The following is an 18,000-nucleotide window of genomic DNA, read 5'->3' as shown; positions in this document are numbered from 1 at the left end:
GACCGGTTGTAGTGATTGATCACTGATAACTGAAATAATGGCTCTCTTAGGTTTGGTGGGTAAAATGTATTCTAAGATACAGTCTTGGGGCAGTGAGTGGAATGAACCACTCCAGACACAGAGGACACAAAGACCGATCGCTACTATATAAGTTAAACTTATCATACAAAGAATAAGAGAGCCAAATAACCGACTAATGAAAAAGATGATATTGACTTTATTAGCTTTCCTTTTAGTTGCTAACATGAATAGCCAAGGGGTTTTAGCAGTGACGATCGATTTTCAATGGTTGGGAAATCAGGGTTATACAGCTAAAGGTTCTTTTAGTTATGATGAAAAAACGGCCCCGACTATCTTTTCAGAAAAAGGTTCGGGAAAGATGCAAGTTTTAGAAGATTTTCGGGTATCTTTTTATGACAATGGTGGTCAGGAGATCGCTAAATACGATAATGTCAGCGAGGGAATTTCCTCAGCTAATTATTTTCAGTTTAATTTTAATACCAAAACCGGTCAAGTTTTCGGCTCGATCGATCTAGGAGGTGAAGGGATGGGGGAAATCTATCTTCAAGGGGTGGTTAAGGATAATTTGGCCCTCTTGCGGGTGGAGTCGGTAGATCTGGTCATGGATGAGGATGATTCACCGGAAATTATCACTCAGTTTTGACTAAATCGATCGGGAAAATAGGGATCATCCTAGCCTAATTTTTCCGCTAATTCTAACCAGCGATCAGTTAAAGTATCAATTTTTTGACTCAATTGAGCTAATTCTTCGGTTAGAGCGGTTATTTTGGTAAAATCTTCTAGGGGTTCTCCATAAAGTACCTGTTCAATTTCAGCTTTTTTTGATTCTAAAATTGGTATTTGTTTTTCGATATCTTCGTATTCTTTTTTCTCTTTAAAAGAGATTTTCTTATTGACGGGTGACGGAGAAGCTTTAACAGTTTTTGGGGTGACTTTTTTTTCTTTTGGTTCCTCCTCCTCTTTTTTCTGATCGAGATAAAGGGAATAATTACCCGGATATTGACGGATATTACCCCCGGTTTCAAAGGAAAAAATAGTATCAACTACTCGATCGAGAAAATAGCGATCATGGGAAACAACAATCACACAACCGTTAAAGTCCTCTAAATATTCTTCTAAAATTGCTAAAGTCTGCACATCGAGATCATTGGTGGGTTCATCTAAGATTAAAACATTAGGCGCACTCATCAAAACTCGTAGTAAAAATAAGCGTCGTCTTTCTCCTCCAGAAAGTTTATAAATTGGTGCATACTGTTGATCGGGAGGAAAGAGAAATTTTTCTAACATCTGGGAAGCGGTAATAACGCTGCCGTCTAGGATTTTGACTAATTCGGCCACACTTTTCAGATATTCGATCACTCTTTGATTTTCGTTGATATTGAGATCATCGGATTGTTGATCGAAGTAACCAATATGAATAGTGGAACCGATGTCAACTGTGCCTGAATCGGGGAGAGTTTTCCCGGTAATAATATCCATGAGAGTAGATTTTCCTACCCCGTTACTGCCAATAATACCGATGCGATCTTCGGGGGTAAAAATATAGGTAAAATCTTTAATTAAAGTGCGATCTCCGTAAGCTTTCGAGATTTTTTCTACTTCGATAACTTTTTTGCCGATGCGTCTTCCTGCGGTGGCAATATCGACTTTTCCCTCCACCTGTTTAAATTCCTTATTACCCATTGCCTGAATGCGATCGATCCGTGCTTTTTGTTTGGTGCTGCGCGCTTTTGGTCCCCGGGATAACCATTCTAATTCCCGTCGCAAAACTCCCGCGTGTTTGCGTTGACTACTGGCGATCGATTCTTCCGCTAAAGCTTTTTTTTCTAGATAATAGGCATAATTACCGGAATAAGTAGATAAATCTCCCCGATCGATTTCAATGATGCGATTAGTCACTCGATCGAGAAAATAGCGATCGTGAGTAATTAATAATAATCCTCCCCGAAAACGGGACAAATAACTCTGTAACCACTCCACGGAAAGCGCGTCTAAATGGTTTGTGGGTTCATCCATCAATAAACAGTCAGGATCGGCTAAAAGTGCGGTAGCGATGGCGATTCTTTTGCGATATCCCCCCGATAAATCTCCCACGCGAGCATTAAAATTATCGATACCCAGTTTACTTAAAATAACTTTAGCGTTGGTTTCTAAATCCCAGGCGGCAAGTTTATCAATTTGTTGCGAAACCCTTGACAAACGTTCCATAATAGTATCCAGATTTTCTGGCTCATGGACAAGGCGATCGGACAATTCCTCGTATTCCTTAATTAAAGTCATACTTTCGCCACTATCGGCGAAAACCTGCTCTAAAACCGTTTTATCGTCGTCTAGCTCCGGTTGCTGGGGTAAATAGACTATTTTCATCCCCGAATTGATTTGAATTTCGCCACCATCGATCGCTTCTAATCCGGCGATCATTTTCAATAGGGTCGATTTTCCCGATCCATTCGTACCGATCAGGCCGACTTTATCGCGATCATCGAGACTAAAACTCGCATCTTTGAGAATTTCCTTGATACCGAAGTCTTTTTTGAGCGATCGAACCGTCAGCAGTGTCATGATTTCTGGGAATAATCCTTCTTTTCTAGTGTAGTGTCTGGACTAATGCAAAGGATAGATTAAGCAGGTTCTGCTGAAAAAGTTTTTCCCGAGGAAAAAAAACCTGCCCCTAATGCCGACGATAACGAGAAAAGGGACAGATTGGCTCAATGGAATGAGATTATTTTCAAGGGCCAGACGGCATCAGGAATTACATCATACCCATGCCACCCATGCCACCCATGCCGCCCATGCCGCCCATGCCACCCATGCCGCCCATGCCGCCCATATCAGGGGCTGCGGCTTCTTTAACGGGTTTTTCGACCACGAGGGCTTCGGTCGTTAGGACCATGCCGGCGATGGAAGCGGCGTTTTGAACGGCTGACCGCACCACTTTAGCCGGATCGATAATTCCGGCGGCGATTAAGTCTTCGTACTTGCCGGTGAGGACATTGTAACCGACGCTAAAAGCGGTCTCGCGCACACCTTCCACGATCACATCGCCTTCCACGCCGGCGTTGTTGGCTAACTGACGCAGGGGTGCTTCTAGGGCTTTGGCGACGATATCGGCGGCGACTTTTTCCTCATCGTTAGTCAAAGAAGCTTTGAAAGCCTTCACCTTAGAGGCCAGATGAATCAAGGTTGTACCACCGCCCGGGACGATACCTTCTTCCACGGCGGCTTTGGTGGCATTGAGGGCATCTTCGATGCGGAGTTTGCGATCCTTGAGTTCGGTTTCTGTGGCTGCCCCGACTTTAATCACGGCCACACCGCCGGCTAATTTAGCGATGCGTTCCTGTAATTTTTCCTTATCGAATTCAGAATCGGTTTCTTCTAACTGTTTTTTCAGTTGGGCGAGACGTTTCTGCACATCGGCCTTATTGCGGCTGTCCCCAGAGGCGACAATAATTGTATTGTCTTTCTCTAGGGTGATTTTTGCCGCTTGCCCTAGCAGATCGAGGCTAACGGTGTCAAGACTTAAGCCCACTTCTTCGGAAATCAGACGACCGCCGGTGAGGATGGCGATATCTTGTAAAACCGCCTTGCGACGTTCCCCGAAACTGGGGGCCTTGATGGCGACGACATTTAAGACCCCCCGGGCCTTGTTGACCACTAGAGTGGCTAAGGCTTCGCCGTCCACATCTTCGGCGATAATTAATAGGGGACGACCTTGACGGGCAACGGCTTCGAGGACGGGGACTAATTCAGCGATCGCACTGATTTTTTTATCGGTAATCAGGATCAGGGGGTTGTCGTACTCGACGATCTGTCTTTCTTGATCGGTGATGAAATAGGGAGAGATATAACCGCGATCGATCTGCATCCCTTCCACTACTTCTAATTCGGTGGTTAAGGATTTCGATTCTTCCACGGTGATTACGCCATCGGTGGTGACTTTTTCCATGGCGGTGGCGATCATTTGTCCTACTTCTTCATCGTTGCCGGAGGAAACGGTGGCCACTTGAGCGATCGCATCTCCAGCGATCGGTTTAGCGACGGCGGCGATTTCTTCCACCAGATAGGCGATGGTTTTGTCTAGTCCGCGTCTTAAAGCGACGGGATTGGCCCCGGCGGTAACGTTTTTCAGACCTTCTTTAATTAAAGCCTGGGCGATGATGGTGGCGGTAGTGGTGCCATCTCCCGCTAAATCTTTGGTTTTTGCCGCTACTTCCTGAATTAATCTCGCCCCGGTGTTTTCGAGGGGATCGGACAATTCGATTTCTTTGGCCACGGTGATGCCGTCATTAACGATCTGGGGGGCGCCGTATTTCTTTTCTAACAAGACATTGCGTCCTTTCGGACCGAGGGTGATTTTTACCGCATCGGCCAAGGCGTTGACACCTCTTTCTAGGGCGCGACGGGATTCATCTTTAAAGGCAATGATTTTGGACATGGTATCGCTGTTGTGATAGGACTCCTTATAGTTAATTTAGCACTCTTAGGGCTTGAGTGCTAATCCCGGTGTGCGGTCATTGAGGAGATCAGGGTGTTATCTCCCCACGGCAGACTGAATTGAGTTAAAAAAATAAAAATTTATCAAGATTTATAAATAATTGCAGAAAATCAATGATAACTATTGTAGCATCGGGGAGATAATCGAATTTGAGCCCATTTTCGCCTTTTTTTAGGAGAAGACAACTATGATTAATCTTAATCCTGCTATCGAACAAAAAATTAATGAATTTATTCTGAAAGTTAAATTAGCTCACCAAAAAGAAGCCACAGATATCATTCAAGAAACGAAGAATTTAAAAGATGAACTTATTCAAAAACTAGGTGGATTAACTTTTTCAGACCCTTCACCTAGCAGAGAAGAATTAGAAAAACAAATAATAGCTCATACAGAGCAGCTTGTGGAGACAATCAACCTTTTATCTACTGGCAAAAGTTCAGAAACTCCTCTTGATACTTTCAGCCAAGAAACTGATAGTTTAGTTACAACAATTACGATTGTATTCGATGCTAATGCTAACGATGCAAACTTGCCAAAACTCAAGGAAAAGCTAACTGCTTGGCAAACAAAAGTTAAAGATACTTTGGTTAAATTTTCCACCACTGTGGAATTACAAAAGAAAAATGAGTCTTTGATTGCTGAACTGAAGGATAACTTAGACAAATATAGTTCAATTCCTGAAGTAGATGAACCCTTTGAAAAGTTAGTCAAGGAATTTAAAGATAATTTTGCACAACTACAAGTACAAGAAGCAAGTGTTTTATTTCAAACTTTAGACGATTTAATCAATGAAATTAAAGCTAGAGATGAGGTTATTAAACTAAATCAAAGAATTGATATTTTACTGGGAAAAACCAAAGAACAAGTAGCGGGATTTCCTCCAGAATTAGACCGGGAAGTACAGGGAGAATTAGCCAAATTAATTAAAATACTAGGGATAGCGCAGGTAGAACTCATGAACATTTCAAAACCTTGTGATATCATGCAAGTAAAGTCGGTGGTAGATGCCGGGGAAATTGCGATTAAATCTTTAACAGGTCAACCTAATATTATTTTGGCACAAAAATTACGCTATGCCGCCAGAACGGGATTAAGAAAAATCCCAAAAGGTTCTAAGGTTAGTGGTTTAGCAAACTTCAGAGATAATCTTTTCCATTCTTTCAAAATACCTACAAAAGTTTTAATTGGATTAGTGTTCGCTTTACCTGTAAATTGGTTTATTATGAACTTCTCTCCGGTGAAAGAGTTACTCTCCTTACCTCCAATCATAAAATCTAGTAACCAAAATACTCAGGGAGAAGGTAACCAAAATGCTCAGGGAGAAAGTAGCCAAAATACTCAGGGAGAAGGTAACCAAAATGCTCAGGGAGAAGGTAACCAAAATACTCAGGGAGAAGGTAACCAAAATACTCAGGGAGAAAGTAGCCAAAATGCTCAGGGAGAAAGTAGCTCAAATACCGAGGACAGAGTAATAACAATTATACGTTTGATGTGGATAACAGGCACTTTAGGGGGAGGAGTTAGTCTTCTAACTCGTTTGCAAGATTTTGATAATCCCAAAAATCAAAAATATGACGATGACCTCTTGCCATTGTTAATTGGTTTAACCAAACCCATTTTAGGGGGAAGTTTCGCTTTCTTTATTCTGCTAATTCTTAACTCTAACATTTTTCCCATAGATATTCGGCGTAGCACTGAAGATAAGGGGAATAACACCTATTTATATGGACTTTTGGCAATGGCTTTTGTGGCTGGATTTAGCGAACGTCTTATTCCCGATTTAATTAGTCAAGTAGAGAAAAAAGTAATTGTAGAGGCTAGTTCCACTGGACAGGGACTACCTCCAGCGATTTTGATCGCTCCGCCTAGGCCAAATTTAGCATTAAATGGAATCCAAGAATTTAGCATTAATCCCGTTGGTAACTACACCATCACAATCTCACCGCCAGAAAGCGGTAAAATTGATAAAAATACGACTGATGCCAAATTTACCTACACTGCACCTGCACAAGGAAATCCTGGGGATAAAATTACTATTACTGCTACTTCTGATTCCGGACAAACTGCCAAGGCTACTGTCACTTTAACTGCATAAAAAAAGACCAAGAGAGCCTTCTAGTTTGACAAAAAAAGTATAACTCCCATTTACCCCGATTTCGGGTTAATCGGAATGGCCAATGCTTGAACTTGAATTTTTTTTAACTCGGAAACTAATCGAATCGCCTGCTGTTCGTAGAGGGGAGCGCCCAGAGTCGCCGGCAAATTTTCCATGAGATCGCTGGCGGTTTTCAGGGGACAATTAGAAAAACGACTGATCACGGTGGGTGCTTCTGCGGCAATATTGCGGTTAAAGGCTTTTTCCACCCGCACGCGCCAAGTTTTGGGAGTGCGACGACCCTGTTCCACCCGTCGCAGTCCGTTGATGGTGGCCAGCACCACAATGCGATCGCCGATGCGTAAATTGAGATAATCTTCGGGCATTAATTTCGGGGCTTGCCGTTCTCGTTGGTGTAGGATCGGCACGACTCGATAACCGTAGGCAATATCCCCGATCGAGCTACCATTGAGAGTATCTCCGGCTTCGATCTCGTATTCTGTCACCAGAATCGTTTTTTGCGCCCAACGGAACAGATAGATGATATTTTCTCCGAAAGCGGCCCCCGTAAAGGCTTCTGCCGCTACGGTGTTGGTTCCCAAAATGTGAGAGCGGGGCAGAATTTGACTTAATTGTTGACTAAGGTTGTCGTCGGTGGTGCGGATGACTAAGTAGCTTTGGGGGTTGAGTTTGCGGGTGGTTAGGGCCACTTCTAAATTGAGGATTTCGTCATCAGTAACAATCGCTATACTTTTAGCCCTATCTAAATTGACATTTTTTAAAGATTCTTCGATATTTCCCGTCATCAGGGGCATTTTTGGCAGGATAGTCGCATCAAAATCCCTATTTAAGCTGACCCCGACGATCGCCTGTTGCATTTCTAGTAATAAATTAGCCACTTCTTTGCCGACTCGACCTAAGCCCACAATAACGATATGATTCTGTTGGGGAACTGGGGGACGGTTAGGGATAAATTGAAATTTTGATGATAATAAAGTTTCCGTCAAAAGGGCATAGAGAACCCCGATAAAAGCGGTTCCAGCTAAGGTTAAAAAGAGACTAAATAGCTGCATCCACCAGGGAATTGCATTTAAATCTTCGGGGTTAGAGCCACCGAAAACATCGCCGTAACCACCTAATAAAAGGATCGCTGTTCCTGAAAGAGAGGAAATAAAGGAAGCTCTCGGGGCGTAGAGATGGAAAAGAAAAGTCCCGATAATTACCAGCAGGATAATGATAAATATTGACAGGAAAGCCACCCGGTGAATTTGCTGCTGAAAACTCAATTGCCAGAATTGTTGGATTTCTTTGCGTAATTTTTGCCAAAAATCCCGCAACTTCTGGGGAGAATTTGACGGTTTCTGGCGGGTAGAATCGATGTTTTGATAGGTAGTCTCGATGGTGGTAATGGTATCACCGGCCCCGATAGTGGTGGTGGGGGACCATTGATAAAATCCGGCCCTTAAAGGTTCATCGGGGGCTGTGTGTGCTAACAGACGACGGGTGGGGGTATTTAAATCACCTAAAAAGCGATCGAGTAAACCATCTTCGGGGCTAATTTGTCTCTGGATAATCCGCAATTTCTGACCGTCAAGATGCAAAAAACCGAGGGTTTCTGTGCCTAATGTGGCTAAAGCAAAGGCATTGGCGGGTAGTTGGGTGGGTTCATAGGCGATAAAATTGCCTAAACGTTCCTTAAGTAGCTGATTGAGATTATCTTTAGAAGAACGCACCACTAAGCGGGTAAGGGGATTTAATTGCCGAATAATTAGGGCAGTAGTGGCATTAATTCGCTCATCACTGGTGACAATTAAAGCAGCCCGACAGCGATCGATTCCCGCTCTTGCTAAAATGTTTTTTTGACGACAATCACCGATAATTATTTCCTCTAATAAATCGGGAAAATCATTAATTTCCCAACTGGGAGGCTGTATTAGTTCGATACCGACGACGCTAACCCCAAACTCTTTTAAAGACTTGACGCAGTGTTGTCCGAGACTACCCAATCCACAAACTAAAAAGCGATCGGCTAACTTGACATTCCCATGGACAAAGCTGAGAGATTCTTGGTTCATAGATTCTGCTTGTCTTAAAAATTATAACATACCTGCATTTTTATTGCGTACCCGTTGATACATTTCTTCCATTACCTCGATAAAGGAGGTATCCTGATCCCAAAATGCAGGATAATCACCGGCTTTTTTAATGACAATTGCGGGAATAGTTGCAGATTTAACTAACTGAGGATTTTCGGGTAAACGGTGATGAGAGTGCCAAAATTCTTTGAGATCAATTGTTTGTGCTGCTGGTATAGTTTCGGGTTTAGTGTGATAGGAAGTGACAGGGTTAAGAGGAATTTTTTCCTCTTGGATAGAGGAGGAAAGCAGCTTACCGAGGGGAGTTTTTGCTAACTCTTGCAGTAATTTTTGACGAGAGATACCCCGTAATTCAAATAAGAGGAAAGGATCCTGATCTAATTGGGAAGCAACGAGGTAATAAACTCCAGCAATATGTTTACAAGGATTTTCCCAATCGGGACAGGAACAATTGGTGATAAAATCCTTTTGACTGTGGGGTAATAAGTGCAGATTCAGATCGCTAAATGCTTCATCAATATTATCGGGAACTTCTTTCAGCAGCAGTTTAGAGATCATACTCGCTCTTGAACCAAGATTGTATAAAGCTTGTGACCACTCTGCTTTAGTAATTGGTTTAATCTCGATACTCACGCTATACAAAGGTTCTTTGTAAACTCCAAAGTAGGGATTAATGGAACCTCGCACCTGAGCAGTAATTAAATTACCATCAATTGTATAATTCTTGACTTTATCATTTTTGGCGTAGGAACGTCCTCGACTCAAACGCGCTGAGTCGGTAAATTCCTCTAATGCTTCTATAAAGCGTTGTCCCCACCAAGTTTTACTAAATTTATTCATGGGTTTACCTCGATTAAATAATTGTCTGTTTATTCAATGCGATTAACTGACGAAAACTTTCGTTATCTAATTCCGTTAACCAGGATTCATCATTACTAATAATAGCATTAGCTACCTTTTTCTTTTCCTCGATCATTTCATCAATTCTTTCCTCTAAGGTTCCCAAAGTGACAAATTTATGCACGAAAACATTTTTTTGTTGACCAATTCTAAAAGCGCGATCGGTGGCTTGATTTTCCACCGCAGGATTCCACCAACGATCGAAATGAAAAACATGATTTGCTTTGGTTAAAGTAATCCCCACTCCCCCAGCTTTTAGGGATAAAATAAATACGGAAGGTTCTGTTTCGGGATGTTGAAATTCTTCGATCATTTGTTCTCGTTTTGGTTGAGAAGTCCCCCCGTGAAGATAATAGGTATTATAGCGAAAAGTTTGTTTGAGGTACTTTTGTAAGGAGTCACCGATTTCGGTAAATTGAGTGAAAATTAGCAGACTATCTCCCTCTAAAATTACTTCTTCTAGCATTTCTCCTAAACGCTCTAATTTATGTGATCGCTCAGGAGTAAAAGCGCTGTTATCCTGTAAAAATTGACGCGGGTGATTACAAATTTGTTTCAAGCGCATCAGGGTAGATAAAATTAATCCTTTGCGTTTTATTCCCTCCGCTTCTTCTAATTGTTTTTCCACTTCTTTGATAACAACTTCGTAGAGAGAAGCTTGTTCTTTAGTTAAATTACAATACTGTTTGTTTTCCACTTTGTCAGGTAAATCTTTAATTATCTGCTTATCGGTTTTTACCCGACGCAGAATAAAAGGTTCCACTAATTTTTTGAGAACCGTGGACTGGAGACGATCATTTTGTTTTTGGATTGGCACTTCAAAAGCTTTACGAAATTGAGTTTCTTTACCTAAATAACCAGGGTTAAGGAAGTTAAAAATTGACCATAAATCAAGCAGTCTATTTTCTACTGGAGTTCCCGTTAATGCGAGACGATGTTGTGCAGATAAACTCAAGATTGCTTTAGTTTGTGCCGCTTTAGGATTTTTGATATTTTGTGCTTCATCAATTACTAAACGTTGCCAAGATTGCGAGTTAAATAATTTCAAATCCTTGCGAACTAAGGTAAAAGAAGTAATGACGATATCCTGTTGACTAGCTACTGTCTGAAATTCGCTCTCATCTTGATAGCGCTTACTACCATGATGAATTAAAACCCGAAGATGGGGGGCAAATTTTTCAATTTCTTTTGCCCAATTTCCCACCACAGAAGTGGGTGCAACTAGCAGAGTTGGTAAAACCTTATTATCTCCCTCTCTTTCCCCAATCAATCTAGCAATTACCTGTAGGGTTTTTCCTAATCCCATATCGTCAGCAAGACAACCATTTAACCCCAATTGTTCTAGGTATTGAATCCAGGCAACCCCCCGCTTTTGGTACTCCCGCAGCGTTCCTTGTAATTGGGGAGGATTTTCGATCGGTTCTAGTTGACTAGGATTTTGTAATTTCTCTAGCATAGAACCTAAAAAATCATCGGTTTCAACAATAATCTCCTCTGGATATTCGGCAGCTTTTTTCATTAATTCAATCAGATTCATCTCAGGATTTTCCTGCTGATATTTCTGCCAAAAATCCAGCATTTGCTGCATTTTATTTTGTTCTAATTCTACCCATTGGCCTCGAAATTTAACTAAGGGTGTTTTGGTGTTAATTAATTGTTGCCATTCCTCTTGACTAATAGTTTCTTCACCGATGGCTAATTCATATTGATATTCAATGATGTTTTCGAGGCTAAAAATCCCTTTACTAACGGGGGTAGATTTGCCTGATTTAGAAGTGGTTTTTAACCGAACTTTGGCGCGTTGACGACCTTGGGGAGTCCACCAAGCGGGAATAATTACCTTATATCCCGCATCTTCTAAAATCCAAGCAGTTTCTTTTAAGAAAGTAAAAGCTTCTGTAAGGTTGAGAGAAAATCCCGTCGGTTTATCCGTTTCTAATCCTTGCCAAATAGGGGGATAAATACGGGCAGCATAACCCAAACTTAGTAAAATATTTTTATCTAAATCTTGACCAAAATGCGCTTGTATGCTTGTTCTAATTTCGGGGACTGCATACCAATATTGGTCTAATTCTAATCGCAGGGAGGGGTCTTGTTTAGAGATGAGGATAAAGGTAATTTGCCACTGTTCAATATTATTTTCTGGGGTCTCGGTTAGTTTAAAACCAAGGCTAAAACTAGATATATTTTGGTCTCCTAGTAATTGCTGTCTCCAAGTTTGCCACTGTTGATATTTTTCTAAGGCAGCGGCAGTTTGCAGAAATCCAGCAGCCTTAGTCACAGAGAAGCAATCACCTATAATTGTTTCGCTAATTTTTTTCTCAAAACTGGCAGGAATTGCCGTGTTAGTGACAATTTCATTGAGGAGACATTCGGAGAAGTGCCGGAGTAGGGTTTTGGGGTCGTATAATTGTGGTGAAGCATGGGGATTTTCAGCGCCGGCAAGACAAATGCGGGGAAGATATTCGAGATAGCGATCGAGATTGGTTTCGTAGGTTGCCGATATAATTTCCCAAAGAGGATAGATGGCAAAGTTAGCATTTTTCTTGTTATCTGTGGCTAATTCTCGATATTTAAAAGCAGGAATATAGTTATCTTTGAGAATTATTTCTTTAAAAGCTTGACTGTAGTGATACCAAAAAAGTAAATCTGCACCTAACTGAATCTCTGAGGAGTTGTAAAGACAGATAAAGTGCAGATCATTGAGCAGTTTAAGTACAGGATTAAGGGGATAACAATCAATTTGCCAAGATTGCCATTGGCTATTTTCTGGGGGTTCTTTTTCTAGATAACGCAGTAATTCTAAGGAGGGTAAAGGTTGATTATCCTGGCTAGGTAAAAGAAAGTAGCGGGGGACAAATTGCCGACTAAGAGGATTATAATTCGATTGAACTATTCCTAACTCTCCGGTAAGGAAGCTAGTTAATTCTTCTTTGCTTAACTGAAAAGGATGATAATTATCAGCAGTGGTGCGACTCTTTTTCGGGGTGCTAGTTTCTCCCCAAAGATAAAAGCTACCCTTCTGAATAAATTCGTCCGTTGATTGGGGAATCCAAGTACCGTGAAGAATTTTCATGGTTTTTAATGAGTACAAAATAACTTAAATGAGGTCGATACTTAGCCTCTAGAAAAATTGTAGCGATTATGGGAGAATTCTCCACACTTTTTTGTCCCTTTGCGAACCCAAAAGTCCTCTGGATAAGAGAAAAAGGTTAATAGAGCTTCTAGGATAAAAAACCATTGAGAAGACGTGATCAACGGTTTTTTTGAGCTTAAAGCTTATCCCTACATGGGTTTAAAGCTATTTTTGTTCTAGACTAAGAGGGATGGCTAATTATATCAATTCTCCAAAATCTGGCTACAAGAGTTCGATCCCCCCACCTTCGTCTCCCTTAAAATGGGGAACTTAAATTCGATAATTCGATCTGTAGTTTTTATGGGTGAGAATTGGTATTAATTAACTTTTACCCAAATACTGCGGAAATATTTTTCGGGATTATTTTTATCGATAATATCTTTACAGGGAGTATTACCAACTCGCTCGATTGTACCATCATCGCTTAAAATCTGAAAGCGATCTGGGAAATGGGGATAAAACAACAAAGCTTCTGGACGAAACCCGTCAGGGAATTGCAGTGATTCTATCTTTTCTGGTGCATCTTCTTTTTTTCCTGACCAAGTATAGAAAACAAATTGATCGCCTCCATGAAATTCTCCAGCAATAATTAAATATACTTCTAAAGCCGGCCAAAATTCAATGCTACGAATTCCTAATCCTCCCAAATCTAACAAGATAGGATCACCAAATTCAGCCCGAGCATTGGTGGAATTAATAACTAAACTTTGAGGATTTTTTAGAGTTAATAAAAGAGCTTTATCGTTTGGTATAGGATTACGAAAACCGATTAAGATATTTCCGTCTGGAGTTGCCGTTAAACCTTCAATATTTAATCCACCTTTAGCTTTGGGAGCTTTGGTTTCTGCTGTTTTGAAATCAAATATTTTAGCCAATTGAGAGTCTTCGATAATATCGCGCAAGACTAACTGAGTATAAGACTCACCCACTTGAACTATACTAGAGCCGTCATCGGTAATTTTACTAGCAAAAAATTGATGACGAGGGAGTTTTCGTTCAGCATTTTTATTGCGGCCATGGGAAGTAATCCAATAGATTATGTCATTTAGCACAGTTACCCCCTCCAAGTCGATTTCTTTATTTTTAGGATTGTTTTTAAGCCAACTATTAATGTCAATTGTTTCCAGTGCTTTTCCCGACTCTTGAGAGGAATAAATCCAGAGAATATTACCTAATTCTGTATCCGCCTCATCATTACCAACAACAAATTTATTTTCTCCTAAAGCAGTGGATGCAGAAGCATCACAAATTCCTTGATGTTTGATTTCTTGGATAATAGAAAAGTTGAGAGGTTGCATGATTGTATTCTCCTTGTTAATGAGAAAAGTGAGGAAAATTATAGGCAATAAAAGACAAAAAGACAAGAAATCACTAGAAATAATCTGAGCAAGGATTGGTTTAAATAACTAATTTCTCCTACTTTCAAAAGTTTGTCGAGTGTCATAATTAGAGTACCAAGACTTTCTAAGATTATATCAAATAACAACTGTTTTCGCTATCTTTTTTGAATGTACTATTGCACTCTATATCTTTATATACATAGACTTGAGCTACTTTTTTCTTGGATTGTTTTCATTAGATTTAATTTATTGCTTGTTGAGATGAGGTACTCTTGCAGCAGTAAAGGGATTGGAGGAGATTCAGCTAATCTAAGTATAGGTGGTTAAAATGCGTCTTAGCTTATCCATGTCTTGATTCAGCAACGCCAAGTAGGCAATGACTGGTAGAAAAGTTTACAAGCATCCCTTGTGAACTTGCTTTAAAAAGGATAAGTTACCCTAGTATAATGGATAACTTATAGTTAATTTTAATATTGAACTATTACAAAAAGCAGTGACATAAACTAAAGTTTAATAATTCTGCCAAGGATTTCGATGGTTCTACCCAAAAGGTTTAGAAAACCAACCGTATCATCAAGTTTTTTTATTTCTTTATTGATAGCATCTATTCCTTCATGTAGTTCAATTTCATTAGCTTTTAGTTCATTAACTAAAATATTAGCAATATTGATACGAGTTTTATTAACAAGTCTTTTCCACTCTGTACGAAACTGCTTAAATTGCCTTTTTTGGTCATCATCAGGAAACTTACCCAGAATACCAGGAATGGTCAATTGATTTTGAATTGCACTAATTTCATCGAGAAATTTTTGTCTATCAGTATTTGTGGTCATTGTCTTTTAATCCTGTGGTCGTCTTGTTTTGGTTGATTGATCTTTTTAAATCTTCCGATACGTTGATGAGAGATTCGATCTCAGATAATAAAGCATTGGCACGTCCGATGGTAAATCTATCTTCCAAGAGCAATTTAAAAGACTCCTTAAAAGATTCTGTTGCTTTAGTTGCGTCATCTAACCCTTGAACTGAAAGAGTCATCGTTCTAATTTGTCTGCGTCTAATTATCCAATCATCGGGTTTTTCAATTGGTTGTTCAGCAGCAAATGCGGGTAAAACAGAGCGCTCATCTTTCAGGTTTTGAATATCCTTTAAATCAGTTTTAATCTGACTGGTAAGCAGTTTCAGTAAAGCCTCCTGTATAGCAATTTCTCGATAAATTGCTTCCTTCCTTGCCTCTAGTTCTTTCCTTAGTTCACCCTTGATTTTTTGACTGAGGATAATCTCAGGAATCGAAGGTACAGGAATCGAACCAACTCTAGGGTTAGCCTGAATACTGTTACTGATACTATTTAACTGTTTAAAAATATTATCAGTCGCTTTTCTCGCTTCTTGAGGAGCATTAGAAGTGGCTAAATCTTCTAAGGCAAAAAAGTATTCTTTTAATAGACGGTTGTGTTGACGCATTTCGGCAATTAAAGTGAGCCACTCATCATCTTCTTTGGTAGTCTCAGCATAGTTACTACTGTCTCTATCTTGATCCTGTAAATCATTAGCAATCAAATTTTCTGAATTAGCATCCACAAAATAATTACCAGAAATAACTAACAGGCTATCAAGAGCGGTGGCGTATTCCTGACCAGATTTGGCAAACTTCTGATATTCTTCAAGGGAAGCTCCACAGGCAACTACAATAGTTCCTATGATGGTTATAATTGATGTTCTTATCACTGCGCTAGTTTTCAATGAAGAGCCTCCTTAATGAATTAAAAGAATAATCTTGATCTTGTATTTGCTGCTAAGGATAAACAGGATTACGCCTATACCAATCAACCTAGGTTAAACTTTTTGGAGAAATATTTTGCATAAATTTTTCCAAGTTTTGACGCTCATTTATGTTAGTCCCTCCAACACCCGATGATTCCTCCCATTGACCTAACGTCAAGGCAAAAGGTTTTGAGATCAAAGATTGGTTAGTTAGGGAAATAATTGGGGAACACTTTAACTCATTCAATAATAACTATAGATAGGCAAAAAATACTTAAATGTAACAAAAAAATACATAAGTGGGGAGGTGTAATTAAATATCAGACTTATCGAGGTTGAATTGAGCCACGAACCCCACAACTGGCATAGGTGATCAACTGGACTAAACTATATTACAAATCATTAAGCCGATTGACAGCCTTTCTGCTCAAGATCAAGTCTAACCTAATTTGTTATCGACGACCGACTCCCTAAAACCAGAGAGTTCTTGCCTCACCACTAAGATAACTGTTATCAAAACGCGGATATCACTGCCAATAGAGTTCGGTTTTACCGTTATGGGATGAGCATTAACGGGGGTACTATTCTAGGTAAGGAATTTGTATCTAGTCAGTGATGAAGACGATGTTAAAGGGGTCTTTACCGAAATTAAGCGATATTTTCCCGCCGACTGACCATCAGGACCGGGAAACTTTCACCCCCAATGCTTTTTATCCTAATTTATCGGAATGGCTCAAGCGCTCGCAACTGAAAGCGGAAAGTGAATGGTTCGCAGCGATCGCCGCTTTGGAAAATATCTTATTACAAAACCAAAATAATGCTGCCGCCGGTCGGGGTTTAATTCTCTCCGGTCCGACGGCTTTAGTCAGAGAAAGCAAGGCTTTAACGGGTTTTGAATTTGGTGTTTTCACCGTTAAAGCTTTAAAACATTTACAATGGCCGGGTTTGCAATTGCCTTCTCAGGAAAAATCCGCCGCCGATGTTTCCCCAACAGAGATCCATGAATTACCCCTCTTGCCAACGGATCCGATTGCTAATGAAAGATTTTGTCTGGTTTTTAGCGAAAGTTTCGCTCTTTTGCTGGTTTTAGGCGAGGATCAGTGGGGTTTGTCCTCTTTTCAATTTTCCTTTGATCCCGTCCTCACTCAGCAAGCTTGGCAGCAGTTGCGGCAACGATTAGTTAATCTGCGTTATCCGCAAATCGGGACTTTAGAGGCAATTATCGAGGCTAATGGCAGTCCCTCGCCGGATTACCGTCTAGTTAGCCAATTTAGTCGTCAATTACTGCAAAATTTACCCAACCAGCCTAATTTAGACCTGAAAAAAACGAAATCGCCTATCAATGCCGAAATCACTCCGCCAAAGGAAGATAATTCTCATTTAGAATCGGGTTGTGATTTGGAATTATTGCGAGCTTTAACCCACGAAATTCGCACCCCTTTAACCACCATTCGCACCATTACCCGATTATTATTAAAACGGGCAAAAGTAACGGAAGATGTGCAGAAATATCTAGAAACAATCGATTTAGAATGTAGTGAACAAATTCAGCGCATGGAATTAATTTTCCGAGCCGCAGAATTGGGTATTAATCCTCTGGGGGATAAACCGATTCAATTAATTCCAATTGCTCTAGAAAAAGTCTTTCAAGATAGTATTCCCCGGTGGCAAAAACAAGCTAAACGGCGCAATGTCAATTTAGAAGTTAATGTACCGAAAAAATTGCCTTCGGTAATTAGTGACCCGAATTTATTGGATCAAATGTTAAATGGAGTCGTGGAAAAATGTACTCGCAGTATGGCTAGTGGTGGCCTGTTGCAGGTACATATATCAACGGCAGGAAATCAATTAAAAATGCAGTTCCAAACTCGGGTACAATCGCCGAATCTTACTCTCAAAGCTTTAGGAAAAGTCTTAATGTTTCAACCAGAAACGGGTAGTTTAAGTCTGAATATGAAGGTGACTAAAAACCTTTTTCAAGCTTTGGGAGGTAAATTTATTGTGCGTCAAAAACCTGAAGAAGGTGAGATTTTAACCATTTTCTTGCCCCTCGGACGCATTAAATAAGTTGGAATTATTCTAAAATTTTCATCTTGGAAAATGGGCAAATTTACCAAGAGGATGCTATAATAGGGCAACAAATATTATTGATAGTT

General features: G+C 40.3%; 11 protein-coding genes. 3 read left to right on the top strand and 8 right to left on the bottom strand.

The genetic code is table 11. From position 1 onward, the window contains the following. Positions 1 to 196: 196 nt before the first annotated feature. Positions 197 to 664, top strand: coding sequence for a hypothetical protein (locus IM475_RS02310; protein ID WP_287726553.1), 468 nt, complete (start codon positions 197 to 199; stop codon positions 662 to 664). A 29-nt stretch (positions 665 to 693) separates the two neighbouring features. Here IM475_RS02310 and IM475_RS02305 read toward each other — a convergent pair whose 3' ends face one another. Both IM475_RS02305 and groL read right to left on the bottom strand, forming a co-directional pair. Continuing rightward, positions 694 to 2,583: an ABC-F family ATP-binding cassette domain-containing protein gene (locus IM475_RS02305; RefSeq protein WP_287726552.1), complete on the bottom strand. Its 1,890-nt coding sequence runs from the start codon at positions 2,581 to 2,583 to the stop codon at positions 694 to 696. A gap of 190 nt (positions 2,584 to 2,773) precedes the next feature. After that, positions 2,774 to 4,456 (bottom strand): chaperonin GroEL, encoded by a 1,683-nt coding sequence (gene groL, locus IM475_RS02300; RefSeq protein WP_002784220.1) that lies wholly within the window; start codon positions 4,454 to 4,456, stop codon positions 2,774 to 2,776. Positions 4,457 to 4,703: 247 nt separating this feature from the next. On the opposite strand from groL, the gene IM475_RS02295 reads away from it, so the two are divergent. Then, positions 4,704 to 6,611 carry a hypothetical protein gene (locus tag IM475_RS02295; protein WP_287726551.1) on the top strand — a complete coding sequence of 636 codons (1,908 nt, stop codon included), beginning with the start codon at positions 4,704 to 4,706 and terminating at the stop codon, positions 6,609 to 6,611. 50 nt (positions 6,612 to 6,661) lie between these two features. Here IM475_RS02295 and IM475_RS02290 read toward each other — a convergent pair whose 3' ends face one another. The 6 genes from IM475_RS02290 to IM475_RS02265 all read right to left on the bottom strand — a co-directional run bounded on the left by IM475_RS02290 (position 6,662) and on the right by IM475_RS02265 (position 15,823). Next, positions 6,662 to 8,686 carry a potassium channel family protein gene (locus tag IM475_RS02290; RefSeq protein ID WP_287726550.1) on the bottom strand — a complete coding sequence of 675 codons (2,025 nt, stop codon included), beginning with the start codon at positions 8,684 to 8,686 and terminating at the stop codon, positions 6,662 to 6,664. 21 nt (positions 8,687 to 8,707) lie between these two features. Then, entirely contained in the window at positions 8,708 to 9,547 is an 840-nt protein-coding gene (locus IM475_RS02285) for an SWIM zinc finger family protein (RefSeq protein WP_287726549.1), read from the bottom strand. 13 nt (positions 9,548 to 9,560) lie between these two features. After that, positions 9,561 to 12,683: a DEAD/DEAH box helicase gene (locus IM475_RS02280; protein WP_287726548.1), complete on the bottom strand. Its 3,123-nt coding sequence runs from the start codon at positions 12,681 to 12,683 to the stop codon at positions 9,561 to 9,563. Positions 12,684 to 13,060: 377 nt separating this feature from the next. Continuing rightward, positions 13,061 to 14,041: a DUF3616 domain-containing protein gene (locus tag IM475_RS02275; protein WP_287726547.1), complete on the bottom strand. Its 981-nt coding sequence runs from the start codon at positions 14,039 to 14,041 to the stop codon at positions 13,061 to 13,063. 545 nt (positions 14,042 to 14,586) lie between these two features. Then, positions 14,587 to 14,916, bottom strand: a complete 330-nt coding sequence (locus tag IM475_RS02270; protein WP_287726546.1) for a hypothetical protein — start codon at positions 14,914 to 14,916, stop codon at positions 14,587 to 14,589. Next, complete coding sequence (locus IM475_RS02265; RefSeq protein ID WP_287657755.1) at positions 14,900 to 15,823, bottom strand: hypothetical protein; 924 nt, start codon at positions 15,821 to 15,823, stop codon at positions 14,900 to 14,902. Before IM475_RS02265 ends, IM475_RS02270 begins: the two co-directional genes overlap by 17 nt. Before the next feature lie 645 nt (positions 15,824 to 16,468). Here IM475_RS02265 and IM475_RS02260 point away from each other — a divergent pair. Further along, entirely contained in the window at positions 16,469 to 17,911 is a 1,443-nt protein-coding gene (locus IM475_RS02260) for a sensor histidine kinase (RefSeq protein WP_287690441.1), read from the top strand. Positions 17,912 to 18,000 lie beyond the last annotated feature (89 nt).

The organism is Microcystis sp. M061S2 (genome assembly GCF_020245605.1).
Classification (GTDB): domain Bacteria; phylum Cyanobacteriota; class Cyanobacteriia; order Cyanobacteriales; family Microcystaceae; genus Microcystis.
This window is presented reverse-complemented; position numbering and strand designations above follow the sequence as displayed.